A 19,926-nucleotide genomic window follows, 5' to 3' on the forward strand; every position below is an offset into this window, starting at 1 on the left:
TCGTGCTCGTGTCCGAGCGACCCCATCCCGAACCGCATCTGCCGCTGCCGGTGGAGTTGCCGCTCGACGACGAGCCGGGCGGAACGGACGTCGACCTGCGCACGCAGATCGTCCGGTTCGGCGCGACCGGCGGGTTGTCCGCGCTGGTCGACTTCGGGCTCTATGCGCTCGGGCTCGCACTCGGCCTACCGGTGAATGCGGCGAAGTCGATCAGTTTCGTGGCCGGAACGACCACCGCCTATCTGATCAACCGGCGGTGGACCTTCCAGGCGCCACCCAGCCGCACGCGATTCGTCGCGGTAGTGATCTTGTATGCGGTCACCTTCATGGTCCAGGTCGGGATCAACTGGCTGCTGTATCACGCGCTACCGGACGCCTGGTGGCGGGTGCCGCTGGCCTTCGTCATCGCTCAGGGCACCGCCACGGTGATCAACTTTGCGGTTCAGCGGGCGGTGATCTTCCGCATCCACTGACGTCGGCGGCTCTCCGGGGCCAGCACGCCGGCCGGGCCACCGAGGAGCGGAGTGACGTCCACCGGCTGCCGATGTACCGGCTCGACATACCGGTTGGCGACGCTTTCGGCGGGTGCGGGGGTAGGCTGCCGTTCGGACTTGGCGCCGAAGTAGTCCCCGCCTTTGGTGATCGGGTCGTCGGTGCCCCAGTAGCGTTCCCGGTCTGCCGGCCGCATCCGCGGAATATGTTTGCGACAGTGGATGTAGGCCTCGTCGACCTCGACCACCACCCAACGCTCCGGTCGGCGACCCCGGTTTTCCTCGGCCGGCAGGTCGGGCACGATCGTGCGGAGCAGGTCGTCGTCGAAGATCCGAGCCGAGCCGTTCACGTGCAGGCCGATCAGATCCCGATAGAAATCGACCAGCAAAATCCCCACGTGCGGGTTCTCCGAGATGTTGCCGAGGCTCGCCATGACGCCGTTGCCCCGGTACTCGGGGTAGGCGACCGTGCGGGGATCGATGACGCTGATGAACCCGGGGCCTCCGGCGCGAAAACTGGAATCGCAGTCCCCGTGCCGGTCGGCGGTCGCGATGAACGCCATGTCCATCCGGCCGATGAACTCGATCATGCGTTCGTTGAGGTGATCCAGTACTTGATCGTCGTAGAACCGCTGGGCGCGGAGTGTGGTGCCGAACTGCTGTTGCAGCCGATGTTCGCCGTCGCTGCCCGGCTGTGTGGGGGCCGCGTCGGCATTGTCGTGGCGCATATGTCCTCGCTCGAACAGATGTGTTTGCAATCTGGGTGTGATTGCACGGCCGACCGCTCCGTGGACGATGGAAGTAGCAGCGGGTCTCCGGGCCGCTCATCGAGTGTATCTCGGGCAACCGTCCGACATACCGGTTAAGGCCACATTTGCCGTATATGCGCCCGGTTTGGCTGCAGCTGTCCATCTCCTGGTAGCTGTTGCTCCGCTTGCGGTAACCAATCGTTCACTGTCGCGGCGTTACATACGCCTGTGTCCATCAGTCGTACAACGTGTGCGCGCACTACGTGTGCGGATGGTGGCGCAGCCCGCCCGGCCTCGGCCGGACCTGTGCGGTCGACCCGACGATCGGGCAGCCGCCTGATGAAGAAAGCAGACAGTATGAAGCTCCGTAAGGCCGCGATCGTCGCGGTACTCGCCTCCTCCGCGATCGGCATCGCCGCCGGTACCGCCAACGCCGCGCCGGCGGTGGCCGCTCCGGTTCCGACCGATCCGCAGCAGTTCGTCGCGAACGCCGCGGCAGTGTTCAACGGCGTGGTCAACCCGGCATCGGTGCCGGCCGGACAGCCCGCTCCGGTGCTCGATACCCCGCTCGGCTCGATCTCGGTGCAGGGCGGCCGACTGCAGGTCGGCGCTCCGGACGGCTCGGTGATCGCGGCGGCACCGGCCCCGGCGACGCCCGCCGCGGTCGCGGCCAACCCGGATCTGGTCGACGACGTTGCGGCGCGCCCGGTGCCGGTCACCCCGGTGCTCGACTACGGGTGGAAAACCGAGGGTGACCGGGAGCAGTGGGCGTTCAAGCGGGCCCAGGACTCGGTCTCCTTGGCCGCGTCCATCGCCGGTGCCACCGGCGCCGCCGGCGGTGGGCTGATCGGTTGCGGTATCGGCGGTGCAGTCGGCGCTGTCGGCGGCGGCGTCGCGCTGCCGGTCTTCGGTTTGCCGATGGGTGCATTGGCCGGCTGCCTGGTGGGCGCAACCACCGGCGCTGCGCTCGGCGGTCTGGTCACCGCCGCGGCGGTCACCCTGCCGGTGGCGGTTGCCGCGGGGATCGGCTACTACCAGACGATCAGCTCGCCGTTCGTGCCGCCGAAGTCGTCGCCGCAGAAGGTCGAGATCGTCAATTCCAATTGACGCCCGACGCGAGTAGGCCGGACCGGGCCGCTGTGGCGACCCGGTCCGGTTGCGTTATGCAGCGTCTGGCAGGACCGAAATGCGTTGAGCCGGGTAACTGCGATGGCAGTTACCCGGCTTCGGTGGTCTTCGAAGGATGCGGTACGAGCCGCGCTCAGCTGGCGGCGCGCGCAGCAGCGGCGGCGCTACCGCCCCGCACCGCGCGGACGGCGGCGGACAGTGCTACCACCGGCGGAATCCAGCGAGCGTCGTCCGGGGCCACGATCCAGCTCGCCGAACCGGCATGCAGTTGGGTAGGCGGCAGTGGGATACCGGCGCCGTCGCAGTGCACGACCGCGCCCATCTCGCGGAGCGCGGCGACCGCCAGCGCAGCGCGGTCGATCCCGGTCACCAGGTAGATCTCCCGCGGCTCGTCGCCGGGGACGTCGATCACCGGGCCGATCAAGGCATTGGATTCCAGGTAGTTGCGAACTCGAGTGGCGAGCTCGCCTACCACCTCGACACCGCAGACGGTCCGGTCGGAGACCAACGACACCCCGTTTGCCGTCTCCGCTACCGTCCACCCGCGCTCGGCGTACCCCTGCGTGGTCGCGTACAGCTCGGCTGACGAGACGGACGGCTGAAAGGTCCTGCGCACGATCTGCTCCATTTCCGGATGGCGTTCGGTCGGCTTCCTGGGACGTGTATCGGCGGCGACGGGCCGGAGCGTTACGCGTATCGCGAACTACTTCGGTCGGCGTTGTCACCGATATCGCGGATTCGTTGCTGAACCGGGAGGATCAACGTCGTGACCGACGCCTTCACCCACGCGAACAGCGAGTCGCCAGAGATCGAACCCGAGTTCGACTGGCTGCTCGACCAGCCGAACTGGCAGTCGGATGCGCAGTCCTCGGCGGAGCCGCGCGAGCCGGCGGTCGAGCCGGGCCGGCGCGAGTCGGTTCGGTCGGCGATCGCCTGGCTGACGGAGGTGGCGCGGGGCTTGCTCGACCTGCGGTTCCGGCGCCCGGCGACCCGAACCCTGTTGCCGTTGGTCTACGTGTTGGGGTTGGCCGGAACGGTGATCGTGCCGCTCGCATTGAGCCTGCCGGTGTTCGGCTTCTCGATCGTGCTCGGCGTGCTGTATCTGATCGTCGTGGCGCCGGTCCTGATCCTCACCGGCGCCGCGACGGTTCGGCTACTGCTCGAATTCCTGATCAGCACGACCCAGCTGGCCGGAAAGGTGAATCACATCACAGCGATCGCCGACGATCTGATGACCGCGCTGACCGATGTCGCACAACCGATCGGCCAACTGTCCGAGGACGTGCGCGCGGTGCAGTTCTGGCGGTTCCGGAACCGTCGCCGGCGCGGCCTGTGAGTCGTCGCGATTCGACTCGACGATGCAGGCGTTGCCCTGCTGAGCTGTAGCGGTAACATCCAGCGGGAGCTTTTGACCGCGCATTGGCGATCTTCCATTCCGTGATTTCGATCATTGTTCTTCGTCGGCGCCGCAGTGTCGTCCAGCCATTGTCGAGATTGTCGAGCGAGGGATCCGCCATGACATCTGCCCGCTTGTTTCCGCGCCGCCGGTTCCTGCAAGGATTGGGCGTCGCAGCCGGCGTCGGCGCCCTGACGCCGGGGTTGCTCGCAGGATGCAGTAGCGGCGATGACAGCTCAGCCGGCGGCTCGCCGAACGAAGTCCGCATCTCCAACTGGCCGCTCTACATCGACCGGGACACGGTTCCCGACTTCGAGCGGCAAACCGGAATCCGTGCCGTGTACACCGAAGACATCGACGACAACCGCACCTTCTACGAGCGGGTCGAGCCCAACCTGGCCGCCGGTAAGTCGATCGACCGGGATCTGGTGACGCCGACCAACTGGATGGCGGTCCGGATGCGCGATGCCGGCTATCTGCAACGCCTACCGGCCGAGCTGATCCCGAACGCGAAGCATCTGAATCCGGACATTCAGATGCCGTGGGACCCGGCCGGTGAGTGGATGCTCCCGTGGACCTCGGGAATCACCGGTATCGCGTACAACCGGGACGCCGCCGGACGGGACATCGGCAGTTTCCGTGACCTGCTCGACCCGGCCTTTCGTGGTCGGATCGGGATGTTGACCGAGATGCGCGACACCGTCGGGCTCGCGCTGTTGGCCGTGGGTAGAGATCCGCAATCGGTTTCCTTCGACGATGCGGCGCCGGCTTTCGATCTGTTAACGCAGGCGAAGGAGCAGGGGCAGATCGCCGAATTCACCGGGAACGAGTATCCGGACAAGCTGGCGTCCGGCCGGTTCGCTGCCTGTATGGCCTGGTCCGGCGACGTCGCGCAGATGTCGTTGGAGAACCCGGCGATCCGGTTCGTCATCCCGGAGGAGGGCGGTCTGCTGTACTCCGACGTGATGTGCATCCCCGCGTTCGGGGCGAACACCGCGACCGCGGCGGCATGGATCAACTACGTCTACGACCCCGTCGTGGCGGCCCGCATCGCCGCGGCGATCAACTACATCAGCCCGGTCGCCGGAGTGCGCGAGGTGCTGGCCGGCATGGGGGGCGAGACGGCGCGGTTGGCCGACAGCCCGCTGATGTTCCCGGACCCGGCGGCGTTGTCCCGGCTCCGGGTGTTCCGAGCGCTCAGCGAAGGGGACGAGGCTCGATTCGACCAACGGTTCGCCCTGATCACCGGGGAATGACCGGCCGGCGACTCGGCTCCCGGCGTCCGGCCAGGTCACGATCCGACGCTTCGCTGATTGAAATTCGGACAATCTGTTGCGCGACACCGGTCGGGGATGCTGTATTGGGCGTGGATGTCAACGCCGACATTCGTTTCGCCTCGGCTGCCTGGCTGTTCGGTGCGCAACGTCGGCATGGTGAAGCGGAGCGCGCGATGACGGTACGGGTCGAGATCGCCAACCCGGAGGGCGCCAGCCTGGAGTCGCGGGCGCTACTTGCGGCATGCCGGGGTGCCCTCGGCCCAGCGTTGCGCGCCTTGCCGCTGAACCGGCACAGCCTGCGACTCTCGTTCGTGGTCGATCGGATCGGTCGGATGCGGCCCCGGCCGAGCGGGATCCGCTGTGAGCGGGTCCGGTTCGACGGATTCGATGCCGAGATCGTGCGCCCGGCCAACCGCTACCGGCCCTTGCAGGACGGCGCGGTGCTGTACCTGCACGGCGGTGCCTTCATGATCGGCGGTCTGGAGACGCACCGCCCGGTCGTCGCCGGGATCGCCAAGCGGACCGGCTTGGCTGTGCTCAGCGTGGCGTATCGCCAGTATCCGCGGACCCGGGTGGACGGGTCGGTCGAGGATTGTCTGACCGCTTATCGCTGGCTGCTTCGGCAAGGAGTCGATCCGGGTCGGATTGTGGTGATGGGCGATTCCGCGGGCGGATTCTTGACCTTTGCCACAGCGTTGCGGGCCGCCCGCCGCGGACTGCCGATGCCGGCGGGCCTGGTCGGGATCTCGCCGCTGTTGGACCTGGACGTGTCGTCGGTGCTGATGCACCGCGGCCCGGTGCGGGATGCCTACCTGCCCGAACGGAGCCTGACCGGGGTGTCGCGGCTGTGGACGCACGGTCCGGCGGACCCGGCGTTGTCCCCGATGAACTGTGATCTGTCGCCGTTGCCGGCCACGTTGCTGATCGTTGCCGAGGACGAGGTGTTGCGCAGCGATGCGGAGAAGTTCGCGCATCGGCTGGATCGAGTCGGGGTGCCGTGTCGGCTGCAGCTGTGGCGTGGCCAGGTGCATGCGTTTCCCGCGCTGGCGCCGGCGATGCCGGAGAGTTGCGAGGCGTTGTCCACAATTGCCGGGTTCGTGAGCACCCGGATCGCACGACGTCCGGTCGTGGCCCGCATCGCCTGAACCGAACCTGAGGCTTGCTATCCGACCGGTAACCGAGCGTTGTTGCCTGTTTCTGTTCGGATGTGGCATGGTCGGGCATGGTTTCGGCCACCCTTCGCGATGTAGCGCTGCTACTCGCCCGGCTCGGACTGGGCGTGATCTTCATCGCGCACGGCTGGCAGAAGGTGCGGGTGAACGGCATGGCCACGACCGCCGTCGGGCTGGACCAGGTGGGCGTTCCGGCGCCGGTCGTGGCGACCTACTACGCGACCTGCGTCGAGCTGATCGGTGGTGCGGCGCTGATCGCCGGCCTGTTCACGGTGGTCGCTGCCACCCTGCTGTTCGTGGACATGCTCGGCGCCTTCGTCTTCGTGCATGCCACGCACGGGGTGTTCGTCGACTACGGCGGCTACGAACTGGTGCTGGCGCTCGGCCTGGCCGCGCTGCTCATCGCGGTGTTCGGGGCCGGCCGGTACTCGATCGACGGCCTCGCCGGCGGGCGGCGCCGGCTGTCCGACTGATTCACCGGGCGCGGATCAGCCCCAGACCAGCAGGTTGTATTTCACCACCGCGAGCACCAGCGCGATCGTCGATGCGGTCACGATGACGATCGCCGGACCGCGCGTCGCGGGCGGTCCGGATTCGGTCTGTAGTCGTAACGGTAGCCAGCGCAGCAACACGGCGAACGCGAGCAGCGCGAGCGGGACGAAGTAGCGGCCCTGCACGCCGTCGATCAGGTAATAGCCGACCGGGGTGAACGACAGGTAGAGCGCCACGTAGATCAGCACCACCGAGATCAGGACGGTGAGCAGCACCAGCGTGGTGATCCGATTCGACGGGCCGGACATCCGTTCGGCGATGCCGACGCCGATCGCAAACGCGAGCAGGCCGGCCAGCACCGACGTGGCCGGAACCGTGACGTAGGCGAACCCGAGCTCGCCGAAGAACTCGACGAACCACTCCTGGTCGCGGCGCATGATGCTCTCGCCGAAGGTGGTGAGGAACTCGCCCGGGTTGTGCAGCATCTGCTGAAGCTGATCGGCCGGAACCACGGTATGCCACTGCCGCTTCGGCCGCATGACACTCATTCCGTCGGTGGTCGGCGCCGAGATGCGGGTCCAGGCGAGGAACCCGATCGTGCCGATCGCCGCGCTCAGCCCGGGTAGCAGGCGCAGTGGTCCGCGCAGGCCGAGCCGGCTCGCCGGGACTACCACGACCAGCAGGGCCAGCAGCACGTAGCTGGGCTTGCACAGCGGCAGCGCGATCGCTGCAACGAGCAATACCGCCGTCTCGGCCCAGGTCAGCCGGGTGGCCAGGAACAGGGCTTTGATCAGCAACGCCGACAGCGTGATGGCGACGGCGTTGGTGAGGGTGTCGGCGGTGACCGTGCCGGCCTGGAACACGGTGATCGGCAGCACCGCGACCGCGAACACCAGCCACTGCACCCGCGTGCGGCGCAGCGCGAACAGGCCGAATCCGATCACCGCCAGATAGGCCGCCAGCCCGGCGAGTCGGGGGGCGAGCAGCAGCCCGCCGGTGTCGACGTCCAGCAGCTGCGCGACCCGGATGCCGAACGCCTGCGGGAGATAGGGGACCGGGGAGTAGGCGGCGGTATTGGTGAACCAGATGGTGATGTGTCGCGCGCTGACCGGCGCGTCTTCCAGCGGTCGGTAGCCGCTGCGGTCGGCCACCGCGGGCTCCGGTTCGTCCAGCGTCTCGGCCGAGGTCGTGTAGTCGTCGAGGGCGTAGTTCATCAGCCGCTCGATGCTGACCGGGACCCCGCCGCCCCAGGCCGGACCACGGTCGTCGGGAATCGGCACCGGCAGCACCCCGCCGCGGGAAACCTGGTACGCCCGGCCGAACTGGCTGATCTCGTCATGGCCCCAGAACGGGGGCGTGAGCAGCGCGAACGTCACCCCGAAGACCCCGACCAGGAGCAGGAACGCCGACCACGCGGGAACCGTCCGGGGACGCCGAATCCGGCCGGTCCGGCCCGCAGGCGGCACGTCGGTATCGGCCTCGGCGACCGCCACGGTGTCAGTCACGCCGGACCGCGGCATAACGCAGGTACACCAGCCGGGCGGCCTCGTGTCGGGAGCGGCGGATGCCGTCGAGGATCAATCCGGCGGTCCACAGCAGTCCGCCGAGCAGGATCAGGGTGAACCCACCGAACAGGGTCGGAAACCGGGCCACCTGATCCGTCTCGTAGAACTCGATCACGATCGGGACGATCAGGATCAGCGCGGCGAGCAGGCTGAGCGTGCCGAACAAGCCGTAGAACCCGACCGGGCGCTCATGCCGCGCCAGTCCGGCGATCAGCGACAGAATCCGGAAGCCGTCGTGGTAGGTGCGTAACTTCGACTCGCTGCCGGCCGGGCGGTCCCGGAAGTCGACCGGCACCGATGTCTGCGGAACTTGCAGGTGCAGCGAGTGGACGGTCAACTCGGTTTCGATCTCGAACTCCCGGGAAACCGCCGGGAAGCTCTTCACGAATCGGTGCGAGAACACCCGGAAGCCGGACAGCATGTCCACCACGTTCTCCCCGAACACCTTGCCGACCAGCCCGTTGAGTACCCGATTGCCGGTTTCGTGACCGCCACGGTAGGCGTCGTCGACCGCGTGGCGGACGCCCAACACATGGTCGTAGGGGCCGTCCAACAGGGTCTTGATCATCAACGGCGCCGCTGCCGCCTCGTAGGTGTCGTCACCGTCGATCAGCACGTAGACGTCGGCGTCGATGTCGGCGAAGGCGCGGCGCACCACGTTGCCCTTGCCCTTGTCGTGCTCGGTGCGGACGATCGCGCCGGCCGCTGCGGCGCGCTCCGCCGTGGCGTCGGTGCTCAGGTTGTCGTAGACGTAGACGACGATGCCCGGGACAGCACTCTGCAGGTCGCCGACCACTTTGGCGACCGCCGCTTCTTCGTTGTGACACGGAACGATGGCCGCGATGCGCACGTCTTCCACTGCTTCAGTCCCCGCTACACCATGTCGAGCCGATCCCAGAAGAAACTTAACAGGGTAGGTTCGCCCGGGTGACGACGGAGACGCCTGCCGCGGGCCTGGTCGCGTTTGCGCGTCGCAGCGGTGCATTTCTCGTCGTCGGCGCGATCGGCTTCCTGGTCGATGCCGGGACCTACAATCTGCTCGTCTTCGCAGGTGGTCGCGGTCCGCTGGCCGACTCGCCGTTGCCGGCCAAGCTGATCGCCATCGGCACTGCGACGGTGGTCACCTACCTCGGCAACCGCTGGTGGACCTACGCCGATCGACCGATCGACAACCCGCTGCGGCAGTACCTGGCGTACGCGATCTGCAACCTGATCGCGATCGGACTGCAACTGGGGTGCCTCGGATTTTCCCGATACGTACTGGATCTGTCCTCCCCGCTGGCCGACAACATCGCCGGCACCCTGATCGGTCAGGTCGTCGCGGTGGTGTTCCGGTACTGGGCGTACGGCAAGTTCGTGTTCGCCGCCCGGGCGGGTTCGGCCGGCCGGTAGACCGGTTGTGGATCGAACTGCCGGTCGGTTATCGGATTGGGTATCGTCGAGCCCCGTGATCGCTCCTGCCGCCGCTCCCCTCGCGCTCCTCGGCGACCATGCGGCACCGGATCGCCTGGTCGTCCAGCGTGGGGTGTTCCTCGGTCCGTCGCCGCTGGTCAACGACGATCTCTACGTCACCGTGAAGGGTCGCGCCGACCGGGCCCGGTTCCGGTTGCAGCTGGCCAAGAACGCGACCGCGAGCACCAACACCTACTTCGGCCGGTTCGCCGCGGCCTACTGGCAGCGCTGGACGCACGCGCGCGAGGTGCGGGTCACCATGCGACTCGCGGCCGCCGATCGGGGCCGGGTCCAGCTCGTCGCCTCCGATATCGCGGGCCATCGGCGGCCGGTGGACAGTGCTGCCGTCGGCGACGGTGCCGGGGCGGCCGGCGTCTCGGTGTCGCTTTCCGTCCCGCTCGACCGTTTCCTCGACGGCGGCGCGCTGTGGCTGGAGTTCGCGGCGATCGGCGGCGGGCTGGTCGTCGACCAGCTGGAGTGGACGGTCGCCGCCCCGGACCACCTGCGCCCGGTGGCGATCGCGATCTGCACCTTCAACCGGGCCCCGGACTGCGCGGCGACGGTGGCCGCACTCGCCGCCGACGACACCGTGTGCGACGCCGTCGACGCGGTGTACGTCGTCGATCAGGGCACCGACCTGGTGGCCGATCAGCCGTCGTTCACCGCCACCGCGTCCCGACTCGGCGACAAGCTGCGCTACCTGCGCCAACCGAACCTCGGCGGCGCCGGCGGATTCACCCGCGGGCTGTACGAGGTGTCGGCGGTGAACGAGCACGCCGACGTGCTGCTGATGGACGACGACATCCTCTGCGAGCCGGAGACGGTGTTGCGGTTGCACGCGTTCGCCAACTCGACGGTGGAGCCGATGCTGGTCGGCGCGCAGATGCTGTTCCTGTTGAACCCGGACTATCTGAACGTCGGCGCCGAAGAGGTGCATCCGGATTATCTGGTGCACGGGCAGCGGGTGGCAAAGGCGCTGCGCAACACCAGCATGACCCGCAAGCACCAGGAGCGGCGGGTCGATGCCGGCTACAACGCCTGGTGGACCTGTCTGATCCCGGCCGAGGTGGTTGCCCGGATCGGCCTGCCACTGCCGATCTTCTTCCAGTGGGACGACGTGGAGTACGGCATGCGGGCCCGGGAAGCCGGCTTCGTCACCGTGACCTTGGCCAACGCCGCGGTCTGGCACGCCGACTTCTACTGGAAGGACTACGACGACTGGGCGCGTTACTTCAGCACCCGCAACTCGCTGATCGTCTGCGCGCTGCACACCGAGCTGGACCCGCAGCGGCTGTCCCGGACGTTCTTCCGCCAGATCGCCGAGATGCTGGTGGCGATGCAGTACGGCCTGGCGCACACCACGTTGTCCGGCATCGAGGACTTTCTGGACGGGCCCGCGGGTCTGGCGGACGGCGGACAGGCGGCGTTGCTGCAGGCGCGTACCAGCCGGGCCGACTACCCGGAGACGATCCGGCACGACGCTGCCACGGCGCCGGTCCGCAACGCGGACGTGCGCACGGTGCGGGCGTACGGGGAACCCAGCCGGATGCGGTTGGTGCTGATCAAACGTGCGGTGACGCAGTTCCTCGGCCGGACCCGGCCCGGTGTGACCGGGATCACCCGGGAGGATGCGCACTGGTGGCATGTCTCGCTGTTCGACCACGCGGTGGTCACCGATGCCTCGCAGGGCGGGGTGCGGATTCGGCAACGGGACAAGGCCCGTGCCGTCGCCCTGTTGCGGCGCACGGCCCGGGTGCTGCGCCGGCTGCGCACCGAACTGCCGCGCGTGTCGCAGCAGTATCGGGACGCGGTCCCCGAGCTGACCAGCCGGGGGAACTGGGAGAGGTTGTTCGGCATCGATGGTGGCTCGCCCGGCGCGTGACGCGCTGACGGTCGCGCTGGTTGCGGCGACGGTCGGGGGGTTTCGGTCCGGTCGGCCGTCGTTCTGGTACGACGAAGCGGTCACGATCGGCGCGACCACCCGATCGTGGCCGGATACCTGGCGTTTCCTCCAGGTCCAGGACGCCGTGCACGCGCCCTACTACCTGTTCATGCACGTCTGGTTCCGGCTGTTCGGCGTGTCGGAGATCAGTGCCCGGCTGCCCAGCGTGATAGCCGTCGGTCTCGCCGCCGGCGGGGTGGTGCTGCTCGGCAACCGGTTGGCCGATCGGCGCGTCGGCATCTATGCCGGCCTGGTCTGCGCGATTGTGCCGCGGCTCACCTGGGCCGCGGTCGAGGCGCGGGGCTATGCGGGTTACGCCGCGGCGGCGGTGTGGCTCACGCAGCTGTTCCTCGTGGCGCTGCAGCGGCGCCGGCGTGCCTGGTGGATCGGCTACGCCGTCGCGGTGGCGGCGACGATCCTGGTGTTCGCTCCGATGGGGCTGCTGGTCGCCGGGCACGGGGCGACGGTGGCGTGGCAGCGGTCGCCGGCGTGGCGCAGTTGGCTGATGTCGGCGGTCGCCGGCGGTGCGCTCGCGTCGCCGTTGCTGTGGGTGCTCGCCGGGCAGCGCGGGCAGGCGGAGTGGATTCCGCCGCTGGATCGGCACGTGGTTCGCACGGTCACGGAGTACCAGTGGTTCGTCGGGGCGCCGGCGTTCGGCATCGGCTGCCTGATCGTGGTCCTGATCGCGGCCGTGCGGTTCCGGGCCGAGCTGGTCCGGGTGGCCGCGGTGGCGGTGCCGTGGGCGGTCGTCCCGCCGGCCGGCCTGATCGTCGCGTCGCTGCTCGCCGAGCCGATCTACCTGGATCGCTACGTGACGTTCACCGCACCGGCGGTCGCATTGCTGGTGGGGGCGGGATTGGCAGGCCTACCGGCTCGGGAATGGCTGTCGATCGGGGTGCTCACGGCCTTGGCGCTCGCCACACTGCCCGGCTATCTCGCCCAACGCGGTCCGTGGGCGAAGCCGAGCGGGATGGATTACAGCGCCGTCGCCGACTATCTCGCCGGCAACGCCCACCCGGGCGATTGTGTGGTGTTCGCCCAGCACGTGTCCTGGAGTCCGACGTCGGCCCGGGCCGCGGTGGTCGCACGACCGGACGCGGTGGTCGGTCTGCGGCAACCGGGTGCCGGTAGATCGGCCGGACCCTACGGCTGGCTGTGGGACGAGGAGCGGCCGTTGGCGCAGACGTCGCCAGCCGGCTGCCCGACCCTCTGGTTCGTGACCGACGCCGAACGCGCCGCCCCGGTGACCATCCGGCACACCTCGAACGAGGTGTGGCAGCTGCCGGCCTACTCCTTCCGGTCGTCGGCCGACTATTCGTTGCTGGTCGGGCAAGGATTCGTGGTGACCGATCAGCACCAGCTGCACATGTCGCAGGTGGTGCGGCTGCGCCCCGATCGGTGATAGCGAACCGGTTGCCCGACCGGCCGAAGCGACCGCCAGGGACGCTCAGGCGTCCAGGAACAGGTCCAGGGTCAGTTCGGTGTCGCCCGGAATCACCCGATACCGGTCCAGGTCGGTGATTCCGTGCTCGGTGAGCACCTCGTCGTCGAGGAAGAAGTTGCCGGTGGTTTCCCGGGCCGGTGAGGTGAGTACCAGGTATGCGGCGTCGGCGTAGATCGCCGGGGTGCGCGACGTTGCGATCATCTCTTCGCCGCCGAGCAGGTTGCGCACCGCGGCGGTTGCGATGGTGGTGCGCGGCCAGAGCGAGTTCACCCCGACACCGTCGCTCTTCAGCTCTTCGGCCAGGCCCAGCGTGGTCAGCGACATGCCGTACTTGGCGATCGTGTACCCCAGCGCCATGCCGGCCCACCGCGGGTTCAGATTCAGCGGCGGTGAGAGGGTCAGGATGTGCGGGTTGCGCCCGGCCTGTGCCGACGCCCGCAGCGACGGGATCGACAGCTTGGACAGCAGAAAACTGCCGCGGCAGTTGATGTCCTGCATCAGGTCGTAGCGCTTCATCGAGATGGTGTCGGTGGGTGACAGATCGATCGCCGAGGCGTTGTTCACCACGATGTCGATGCCGCCGAACCGGTCGACCGTCTTCTGCACGGCATCGGCCACCTGATCGTCGTTGCGTACGTCGCCGACGTACTTCTCGACGGTGCCGCCGGCCTGCTCGAGTTCCTCGGCGGCGGTGTGGATGGTGCCCGGTAGCTTGGGGTTCGGGGTATCGGTCTTGGCGATCAACGTGATGTTGGCACCGTCCGCGGCGGCCCGCTTCGCGATCTCCAGGCCGATTCCGCGGCTGCCGCCGGACATGATCAGGGTCTTGCCGGCCAGGGGCTTTGCTGCGGGCTCGGTCATGGACGTCCTCCTCGACGTGCTGATACGTTTTCGCGTGCTCTGTCACAGTATCCGGGCTGCGCCGACGGCTGGTCGATTGCACGTCGACACCTGCACCGTGCCAGGTATTCTGGCGTTCGGTCGCATCGCGTAGCTGGTAGGGAGGGTGCGATGACAGCACTGTCGAAGAAGTTGTTCATCGCCGGGGCGGTCGCGGTCGCGGTGTCGATCGGTCCGGGCGCGGCGGCGGCGAATGCCGAGCCGGTGGAGGTTCCGCTTCCCGATTCGGCGATGCTCGGTGAGCTGCTCGCGGTCGGCGCGCAGGGCCTCGAAGTCGGAAAGATCATTTTCAGTAAGCTGGCCACCGGTTCCGGCGGTGACGCGGTCGAGTACCTGACGTGCGAACCCAACCTGTACCCGGCGGCGTGCGGATCGCTGCGGCGCTAGCCGGCCGACAAGAACGCTCGGGCCGGCTTGCCCCGCGTGGCCGCGGCCGGTCACGACTCGTCCAATCGACCGAGCAGATCGACCGCTGCGTGCATGTAGTCGCTGATCCAGCGGTCGTGAATACGTTTGATCGGCAGCGGCGCCAGCGAAAGGTGCCGCTCCCGGCCGACCCGCCGGCCGTTCACCAGTCCGGCTGCTTCCAGCACCCGCAGGTGCTGGAGCACGGTCGTGCGGTCCAGCTCGGGTAACGCCGCGCACAGCGCGCCGGTGCTCCGCGGCGCCGCCTTGAGCAGGTCGAGCATGCGGCGCCGGGTCGCCGACGCGAGCGCTTTGAACACCCGGTCGTCGTCGCCGTCCGACGGCTCGTCGTTGCTCGACCCGGCATTCATGTTGTAAAAATACAACATGAATGATTCGCTTACCGAACTGTCGTTCACCGTTTCCGGACATGTCGCGCGGCCCTGTGCCCAGGTGTTCGAGGCGGTCGCCGACCCCGAGCAACTCTCCCGGTACTTCACCACCGGTGGCGCCCGCGGGCGGCTGGCCACGGGCGCCACCGTCACGTGGGATTTCGCCGACTTTCCGGGTGCGTTCCCGGTCACCGTGGTCGAGGCGCAGCCACCCCGCCGGATCGTCATCGAATGGGCCGGCCAGGAGACCGTCGACCCGGCGGGGGCGACCCGGGTGGTGTTCGAGTTCGAGCCGGTCGACGACGACACCCGCACGTTGGTGACGATCACCGAGACCTCGTGGCGGCCGACCCAGGACGGTGCCCGGGCCGCGTTCGGCAACTGCATGGGCTGGACCGGGATGCTGGCCGCGCTCAAGATCTGGGTGGAGCACGGGATCAACCTGCGCGAGGGCTTCTATCGGTGATCAGGGCCGGCGAAACTGCTCGGTGCGCCCCAGCTTGCGCAGTCGGAACCATTCCCGGAGCCCGGCCGGGTCGCGCCGGGTGACCAGGAAGTACCAGCCGAAGCGCAACCATTCCTGCGGTAGCAGCTTGCGCATCCCCGGTTGCGCCATGACGTAGCCGCGGTTGCGGTAGGTGAAGAAGCGTTTGGTCGGGTCGTCCGGGTACTGCGTGTGCATCCGTCCGCCCAGGATCGGCTTGAACTCGTCGGCCCCGTTCGGATGGAGATAGGCGGTCTGCAGGCACGTGCCGAACGGCAGTCCGGACCGAACCAGCCGCCGGTGTACCTCCACCTCGTCGCCGCGGACGAACAACCGCAGGTCGGGCACCCCGATCGCGTCGACCGCCGCAGCCGAGATCAGCGCGCCGTTGAACAGAGACGCGATCCCGGGTAGCAGATCCGCGCCGTCGTCGCCCGGCGGCGTGAGCTCCGACCGCCGGCGCCGCCAGACGACGCCGCGGCGCAGTGGAAACGCCAGGCGGTCCGGATCGTCGAGGTCGCAGACCACCGGGGACACTTCGGCCAGGCCGTGCCGCTCGGCGCACGCGAGCAGCGTCGGCAGGACGTCCGGGCCGTCCGGCCGGCCGTCGTCGTCGGCCAACCAGAGCCAGTCGGCACCGAGCGAGAGGGCGTACAGCATCCCGAGCGCAAACCCGCCGGCGCCGCCGAGATTGTGTGCCGAGCCGAGATAGGTCGACGGGACCGGCTGCGATTCGACCAACCGGCGCACCTCGTCCTCGTTGCCGTTGTCGACCACGACCAGGTGGTCGATCGGGCGGGACTGACCGGCGACGATCTGCAACGACTCGGCGAGCAGCCCGGCTCGGCGGTGGGTGACGACGACGGCGACGACGGTAATCACGTGGGGATACTGGGCTCGGCGCCGGAACCGACGGCGGCATCGGCGGCCGACTCGGCGAGCACCGCCGCGACGTGCGCCCCGGCCTCGGGACCCTCGTAGGCGGTCACCACCTCCTCGATGCCGGCATGCATCCGGATCTCGCCGTGGTCGATCCACATCGCGGTATCGCACAGCTGGGCGAGGAACTCGTTCGAGTGCGAGGCGAACACCAAGATGCCGGACCGCTGCACCAGGCTCTGCAGCCGCAGCCGGGCCTTGCGCATGAACTCCGCGTCCACCGCGCCGATGCCCTCGTCGAGCAGCAGGATCTCCGGGTCGATCGAGGTGACCACGCCCATCGCCAGCCGGACGCGCATGCCGGTGGAATAGGTGCGCAGCGGCATGTCCAGGTAGTCGCCCAACTCGGTGAAGTCGGCGATCTCGTCCACCTTGGCCAGCATCTGCTTGCGGGTCTGGCCGAGGAACAGGCCACGGATGATGATGTTCTCGTAGCCGGAGATCTCCGGATCCATCCCGACGCCGAGATCGAACACCGGCGCCACCCGCCCGTTCACGATCGCGCTGCCGCGGGACGGCTCGTAGATGCCGGAAAGGAGCCGCAACAGGGTGGACTTGCCGGCGCCGTTGTGTCCTACCAAGCCGACCCGATCGCCCTCGCGCAGCGACAGGGTGATGTTGCGCAGCGCCTCGACGACAACGACATCGGACTGATTGCGGCCGATCGCGCCGCCGGCCTTGCCCAGGAAGGCTTTCTTCAACGACCGTGATTTGGCATCGAAGATCGGGAACTCCACCCACGCCTCGCGGGTCTCGATCCCGACCGGTCCGGTCGTTGTGCTCACTCGGTCGCTCCTCTCACACCCAGTACGGAACGCGCGCGCGGTACTGCCGCAGGGCCACGAGCGCCAGGATCCAGCCGAGTCCGGTGATCGCGAGCACGATGTACCAGTGGTACGCCTGCTGCGGCTCCCCGATCAACGGTGCCCGGACGATGTCGAGGTAGTGAAAGGTCGGGTTCAGTTCGGCGAGCCGGACCCGGTCCGCGACTTCACCGCCCTGCGCGGAGAGGCTCTTGGTGGTCCACATCACCGGGGTCAGGACGAAGAGCATCAGCGTCATGCTGCCCAGGATCGGCGCGATGTCGCGGTATCGGGTGGCGAAGATGCCGAAGACCAGCGCCACCCACATCGCGTTCAACACGAGGAGGGCGATCGCCGGCACGGCCAGGAGCGACGACCAGCCCAGATGGCGCCAGACGCCGAACGCGAGGACCAGCACGACGTAGATCACCATGTTGTGCGCGAAGAACAACAGTTGTCGCCACACCAGCCGGTAGACGTGCACGCTCAGCGCCGACGGTAGCTGTTTGATCAGGCCTTCGTTGGCGATGAAGACCTCGGCCCCTTCCAGGATCGATGCCTGGATCAGATTCCAGACGATCAGCCCGACCGTCACGTACGGCAGGAATTCGGTCAGTGGAATGTTCAGCAGCGCCGAGTACAAGACGCCGATCGCCGCGGCTTGGACGCCGGTGGCGATGGTGATCCAGAACGGTCCGAGCACCGAGCGGCGGTACCGCTGCTTGATGTCCTGCCAGCCCAGCGAGAGCCAGAGTTCGCGCTGGGCAAAGCCGTCGCGGAGGTCTTTGACCGCTCGGTGCAACGTCTGCGAATCCGATACCTGCCCCGCCGTCGAATCCGGCGCCGAGCGATCCGCGGGCGCGGCGTCGGTGGCGGGGGGATCGGTCGGCACGTCTGCCGAGCCTACGGTCACAGGTATTGGCCGGCAGCACCGCCCGGGCCCTGCGGACCCCGCGGCCCGCCGTCCTGCTCGATCCGGATGCCGGGCGGCAGGGCGCCCTGGCGGATCTGTTCGAGTTGCTGGCGGGCTGCCATCTGCTGGGCGACCAGCGCGGTCTGGATGCCGTGGAACAGGCCCTCCAGCCAGCCGACCAGCTGAGCCTGGGCGATCCGCAGCTCGGCGTCCGACGGTGCCGCGTCGTCCTCGAACGGCAGCGCGAGCCGCGCGAGTTCGGCCCGCAGCTCCGGCGCCAGCCCGTCTTCCAGTTCGCTGATCGAACGCTGATGGATCTCGCGGAGCCGAGTACGGCTGGCGTCGTCCAGCGGCGCGGCGCGAACTTCGTCGAGCAGCTGCTTGATCATCGTGCCGATCCGCATGACTTTCGCCGGCTGCTCGACGAGCTCGGAGACCGAGGCCGGGGCCGGTGACGGAGCGTCGTCCGGCGAGCTCGCGGTCGTCGATTCGTCGCCGACGGTACCGTCCGATCCGACGATCACGATCGGGTCCTGGTCGGGATTCACTGGTCCATCCTCCTGCGCCGTGCCACGGGTTTGCTGCCCCGATCACTCCATCTTGTCGGTTGGGGCCGGGTCGGTGCTCCCGGGGTACCGTCTTATGCTGTCGACGGAACACTGTCGACTGCGGTCGACGAAACATTGTCGATCGCGCAGGGGTGGGCCCAGGTGCAGCCAAGAATGGCGGTGCAGCCAAGAATGGCGCTGGAGAGCGTGGAGTGCCGCAGATGAGTTACGACGTCGCACGAGTGCGGGGGTTGATCCCCTCGCTCGGCGACGGCTGGATTCACCTCGACCCGCAAGCGGGGATGCAGGTTCCGGACATTGTGATGCGTGCGGTGTCGACCGGGTTTCGGACCACGGCCTTCACCCCCGGCAGCACGCACGCCAGCTCGGTGCGCAGCGGGCAGGTGCTGGCTGCGGCCCGAGTCGCGGTCGCCGACCTGGTCGGGGGAGACCCGGCCGGGGTGGTGCTCGGCCCGGATCGAGCTTCGTTGCTGGTCTGGCTGGGTGAGTCGCTGAGCGCGCAGCTCGGTCTCGGTACCGGCATCGTGTTGTCCCGGCTGGACGACGAGGCGAATGTCGCGCCGTGGCTGCGGATCGCCAACCGGCACGGCGCCCACGTGCGATGGGCCGAAGTGGAGATCGACACCTGTGAGATGCCGTCGTGGCAGTTCGAGGAGCTGATCGGGCCGACCGCCCGGCTGGTCGCGCTCACCGCCGCGTCGCCGATCGTCGGCTCGGCGCCCGACGTCCGGGTTGCCGCGGACCGGGTGCATGACGTCGGTGGCCTGCTGGTGGTCGACGGTGCCGGCGCGGCGCCGTACGCCTACCTCGACATCCGCCAGCTCGGGGCGGACGTGCTCGCGCTGAGTGCCCAGGCCTGGGGCGGCCCGCCGGTCGGCGCGCTGGTCTTCCGGGACCCCGCGTTCCTGGACCGGATTCCGTCGATGTCGCTCGATCCGTACGCCACCGGGCCGGCGCGGCTGGAGCTCAGCGGGCACAACTACGCCATGTTGGCCGGGCTGATCGCCTCGATCGAATATCTCGCCGCGCTCGACGAGAACGCCACCGGCACCCGACGGGAACGGCTGGAGCAGTCGATCCAGTCCATGCAGCACTATCAGGACCAACTGTTCGACTATCTGCGATCCGCGCTGTCGCAGCTGTCGAAGGTGACTCTGATCGGGCGGCCGGCCAGTCACATCCCGACGGTCAGTTTCACGGTGTCCGGGATGTCGGCCGAGAAGGTGTCGGCGATGTTGGCGGAGATCCGGATCAGCACGTTGTCCGGGACCCCCGGGGGCAGCCGGTTGCTGGACGCGCTGGGAGTCAGCGACGCCGGCGGCGCGGTGACCGTCGGGTTGGCGCCGTACACGACCCGGCGGGAGATCGACCAGCTGACCCGAGCGCTCGGTGCTCTTTAAGGACAGCGCTCGT

The 19,926-nt window shown here is 68.4% G+C and carries 22 protein-coding genes; 12 read left to right on the forward strand and 10 right to left on the reverse strand.

The annotated features are described in order from the left end of the window. Positions 1-8 precede the first annotated feature (8 nt). The gene (locus KV203_RS00990) at positions 9-473 is read left to right on the forward strand and encodes a GtrA family protein (protein WP_083529816.1); all 465 of its coding nucleotides are present in this window, start codon (positions 9-11) and stop codon (positions 471-473) included. Here the strand turns inward: KV203_RS00990 and KV203_RS00995 are convergent. Further along, positions 443-1,219, reverse strand: coding sequence for a pyridoxamine 5'-phosphate oxidase family protein (locus tag KV203_RS00995; RefSeq protein ID WP_083529791.1), 777 nt, complete (start codon positions 1,217-1,219; stop codon positions 443-445). The genes KV203_RS00990 and KV203_RS00995 overlap by 31 nt on opposite strands. 378 nt (positions 1,220-1,597) lie before the next feature. Here KV203_RS00995 and KV203_RS01000 point away from each other — a divergent pair, with 378 nt between their 5' ends. Next, complete coding sequence (locus tag KV203_RS01000; protein ID WP_157079660.1) at positions 1,598-2,347, forward strand: hypothetical protein; 750 nt, start codon at positions 1,598-1,600, stop codon at positions 2,345-2,347. 154 nt (positions 2,348-2,501) lie between these two features. Here KV203_RS01000 and KV203_RS01005 read toward each other — a convergent pair whose 3' ends face one another. Further along, positions 2,502-2,984, reverse strand: coding sequence for a hypothetical protein (locus tag KV203_RS01005; protein WP_066467272.1), 483 nt, complete (start codon positions 2,982-2,984; stop codon positions 2,502-2,504). Positions 2,985-3,134: 150 nt separating this feature from the next. Between KV203_RS01005 and KV203_RS01010 the strand changes: the two genes are divergently transcribed. The 4 genes from KV203_RS01010 to KV203_RS01025 all read left to right on the forward strand — a co-directional run bounded on the left by KV203_RS01010 (position 3,135) and on the right by KV203_RS01025 (position 6,686). Beyond that, positions 3,135-3,704, forward strand: coding sequence for a DUF4282 domain-containing protein (locus tag KV203_RS01010; RefSeq protein WP_066467057.1), 570 nt, complete (start codon positions 3,135-3,137; stop codon positions 3,702-3,704). Between the two features lie 179 nt (positions 3,705-3,883). Next, positions 3,884-5,020 carry an ABC transporter substrate-binding protein gene (locus KV203_RS01015; RefSeq protein ID WP_066467056.1) on the forward strand — a complete coding sequence of 379 codons (1,137 nt, stop codon included), beginning with the start codon at positions 3,884-3,886 and terminating at the stop codon, positions 5,018-5,020. 110 nt (positions 5,021-5,130) lie between these two features. Then, positions 5,131-6,186: an alpha/beta hydrolase gene (locus KV203_RS01020; RefSeq protein ID WP_246600395.1), complete on the forward strand. Its 1,056-nt coding sequence runs from the start codon at positions 5,131-5,133 to the stop codon at positions 6,184-6,186. A gap of 77 nt (positions 6,187-6,263) precedes the next feature. Next, the gene (locus KV203_RS01025) at positions 6,264-6,686 is read left to right on the forward strand and encodes a DoxX family protein (protein ID WP_066467055.1); all 423 of its coding nucleotides are present in this window, start codon (positions 6,264-6,266) and stop codon (positions 6,684-6,686) included. Positions 6,687-6,701: 15 nt separating this feature from the next. Here the strand turns inward: KV203_RS01025 and KV203_RS01030 are convergent, their stop codons facing one another. Beyond that, positions 6,702-8,210 carry a DUF2142 domain-containing protein gene (locus tag KV203_RS01030; protein WP_066467054.1) on the reverse strand — a complete coding sequence of 503 codons (1,509 nt, stop codon included), beginning with the start codon at positions 8,208-8,210 and terminating at the stop codon, positions 6,702-6,704. Further along, positions 8,203-9,120, reverse strand: coding sequence for a glycosyltransferase (locus tag KV203_RS01035; RefSeq protein ID WP_246600397.1), 918 nt, complete (start codon positions 9,118-9,120; stop codon positions 8,203-8,205). The genes KV203_RS01030 and KV203_RS01035 overlap by 8 nt, the downstream gene beginning before the upstream one ends. 77 nt (positions 9,121-9,197) lie before the next feature. On the opposite strand from KV203_RS01035, the gene KV203_RS01040 reads away from it, so the two are divergent. From KV203_RS01040 to KV203_RS01050, 3 genes are read left to right on the forward strand one after another with little or no spacing between them, the layout of a single operon-like run. After that, positions 9,198-9,662, forward strand: coding sequence for a GtrA family protein (locus KV203_RS01040; protein WP_066467052.1), 465 nt, complete (start codon positions 9,198-9,200; stop codon positions 9,660-9,662). A 55-nt stretch (positions 9,663-9,717) separates the two neighbouring features. Beyond that, on the forward strand, positions 9,718-11,604 hold the full coding sequence (locus tag KV203_RS01045) for a glycosyltransferase (RefSeq protein WP_066467051.1): 1,887 nt from the start codon (positions 9,718-9,720) through the stop codon (positions 11,602-11,604). Beyond that, positions 11,582-13,066: a glycosyltransferase family 39 protein gene (locus KV203_RS01050; protein WP_083529787.1), complete on the forward strand. Its 1,485-nt coding sequence runs from the start codon at positions 11,582-11,584 to the stop codon at positions 13,064-13,066. The genes KV203_RS01045 and KV203_RS01050 overlap by 23 nt, the downstream gene beginning before the upstream one ends. A 45-nt stretch (positions 13,067-13,111) precedes the next feature. On the opposite strand, the gene KV203_RS01055 is transcribed toward KV203_RS01050, so the two are convergent. Continuing rightward, complete coding sequence (locus tag KV203_RS01055) at positions 13,112-13,969, reverse strand: SDR family oxidoreductase (RefSeq protein ID WP_066467049.1); 858 nt, start codon at positions 13,967-13,969, stop codon at positions 13,112-13,114. A 150-nt stretch (positions 13,970-14,119) separates the two neighbouring features. On the opposite strand from KV203_RS01055, the gene KV203_RS01060 reads away from it, so the two are divergent. Then, positions 14,120-14,395, forward strand: a complete 276-nt coding sequence (locus KV203_RS01060) for a hypothetical protein (RefSeq protein WP_066467048.1) — start codon at positions 14,120-14,122, stop codon at positions 14,393-14,395. Between the two features lie 50 nt (positions 14,396-14,445). Here the strand turns inward: KV203_RS01060 and KV203_RS01065 are convergent, their stop codons facing one another. Beyond that, positions 14,446-14,784 carry an ArsR/SmtB family transcription factor gene (locus KV203_RS01065; protein WP_246600407.1) on the reverse strand — a complete coding sequence of 113 codons (339 nt, stop codon included), beginning with the start codon at positions 14,782-14,784 and terminating at the stop codon, positions 14,446-14,448. Positions 14,785-14,800: 16 nt separating this feature from the next. On the opposite strand from KV203_RS01065, the gene KV203_RS01070 reads away from it, so the two are divergent. Further along, complete coding sequence (locus KV203_RS01070) at positions 14,801-15,271, forward strand: SRPBCC family protein (RefSeq protein ID WP_066467046.1); 471 nt, start codon at positions 14,801-14,803, stop codon at positions 15,269-15,271. On the opposite strand, the gene glfT1 is transcribed toward KV203_RS01070, so the two are convergent. Genes glfT1 through KV203_RS01090 form a run of 4 tightly spaced genes read right to left on the reverse strand, consistent with a single transcriptional unit; the run spans position 15,272 to position 18,492 of the window. After that, positions 15,272-16,171 (reverse strand): galactofuranosyltransferase GlfT1, encoded by a 900-nt coding sequence (gene glfT1, locus KV203_RS01075; RefSeq protein ID WP_066467045.1) that lies wholly within the window; start codon positions 16,169-16,171, stop codon positions 15,272-15,274. Then, the gene (gene wzt / locus KV203_RS01080; RefSeq protein ID WP_066467044.1) at positions 16,168-17,013 is read right to left on the reverse strand and encodes a galactan export ABC transporter ATP-binding subunit Wzt/RfbE; all 846 of its coding nucleotides are present in this window, start codon (positions 17,011-17,013) and stop codon (positions 16,168-16,170) included. The genes glfT1 and wzt overlap by 4 nt, the downstream gene beginning before the upstream one ends. Before the next feature lie 13 nt (positions 17,014-17,026). Beyond that, positions 17,027-17,923, reverse strand: coding sequence for a galactan export ABC transporter permease subunit Wzm/RfbD (wzm, locus tag KV203_RS01085; RefSeq protein ID WP_066467043.1), 897 nt, complete (start codon positions 17,921-17,923; stop codon positions 17,027-17,029). 17 nt (positions 17,924-17,940) lie between these two features. After that, positions 17,941-18,492 carry a bacterial proteasome activator family protein gene (locus KV203_RS01090; protein WP_066467042.1) on the reverse strand — a complete coding sequence of 184 codons (552 nt, stop codon included), beginning with the start codon at positions 18,490-18,492 and terminating at the stop codon, positions 17,941-17,943. A 221-nt stretch (positions 18,493-18,713) separates the two neighbouring features. Here KV203_RS01090 and KV203_RS01095 point away from each other — a divergent pair, with 221 nt between their 5' ends. Continuing rightward, a complete protein-coding gene (locus KV203_RS01095) occupies positions 18,714-19,913 on the forward strand; it encodes a cysteine desulfurase-like protein (RefSeq protein WP_066467268.1) in 1,200 nt (399 codons plus the stop codon). Positions 19,914-19,926 lie beyond the last annotated feature (13 nt).

Origin of the sequence: Skermania piniformis, from assembly GCF_019285775.1 — a bacterium.
GTDB classification, from domain to species: domain Bacteria; phylum Actinomycetota; class Actinomycetes; order Mycobacteriales; family Mycobacteriaceae; genus Skermania; species Skermania pinensis.

Excerpts from the sequence above, each read along its gene's own strand:
- KV203_RS00995 (WP_083529791.1), bottom strand. The coding sequence starts at position 1,219 with ATGCGCCACGACAATGCCGACGCGGCCCCCACACAGCCGGGCAGCGAC.
- KV203_RS01000 (WP_157079660.1), top strand. The coding sequence starts at position 1,598 with ATGAAGCTCCGTAAGGCCGCGATCGTCGCGGTACTCGCCTCCTCCGCG.
- KV203_RS01015 (WP_066467056.1), top strand. The coding sequence starts at position 3,884 with ATGACATCTGCCCGCTTGTTTCCGCGCCGCCGGTTCCTGCAAGGATTG.
- KV203_RS01025 (WP_066467055.1), top strand. The coding sequence starts at position 6,264 with ATGGTTTCGGCCACCCTTCGCGATGTAGCGCTGCTACTCGCCCGGCTC.
- KV203_RS01050 (WP_083529787.1), top strand. The coding sequence starts at position 11,582 with ATGGTGGCTCGCCCGGCGCGTGACGCGCTGACGGTCGCGCTGGTTGCG.
- KV203_RS01055 (WP_066467049.1), bottom strand. The coding sequence starts at position 13,969 with ATGACCGAGCCCGCAGCAAAGCCCCTGGCCGGCAAGACCCTGATCATG.
- KV203_RS01060 (WP_066467048.1), top strand. The coding sequence starts at position 14,120 with ATGACAGCACTGTCGAAGAAGTTGTTCATCGCCGGGGCGGTCGCGGTC.
- KV203_RS01065 (WP_246600407.1), bottom strand. The coding sequence starts at position 14,784 with ATGAATGCCGGGTCGAGCAACGACGAGCCGTCGGACGGCGACGACGAC.
- KV203_RS01070 (WP_066467046.1), top strand. The coding sequence starts at position 14,801 with ATGAATGATTCGCTTACCGAACTGTCGTTCACCGTTTCCGGACATGTC.
- KV203_RS01095 (WP_066467268.1), top strand. The coding sequence starts at position 18,714 with ATGAGTTACGACGTCGCACGAGTGCGGGGGTTGATCCCCTCGCTCGGC.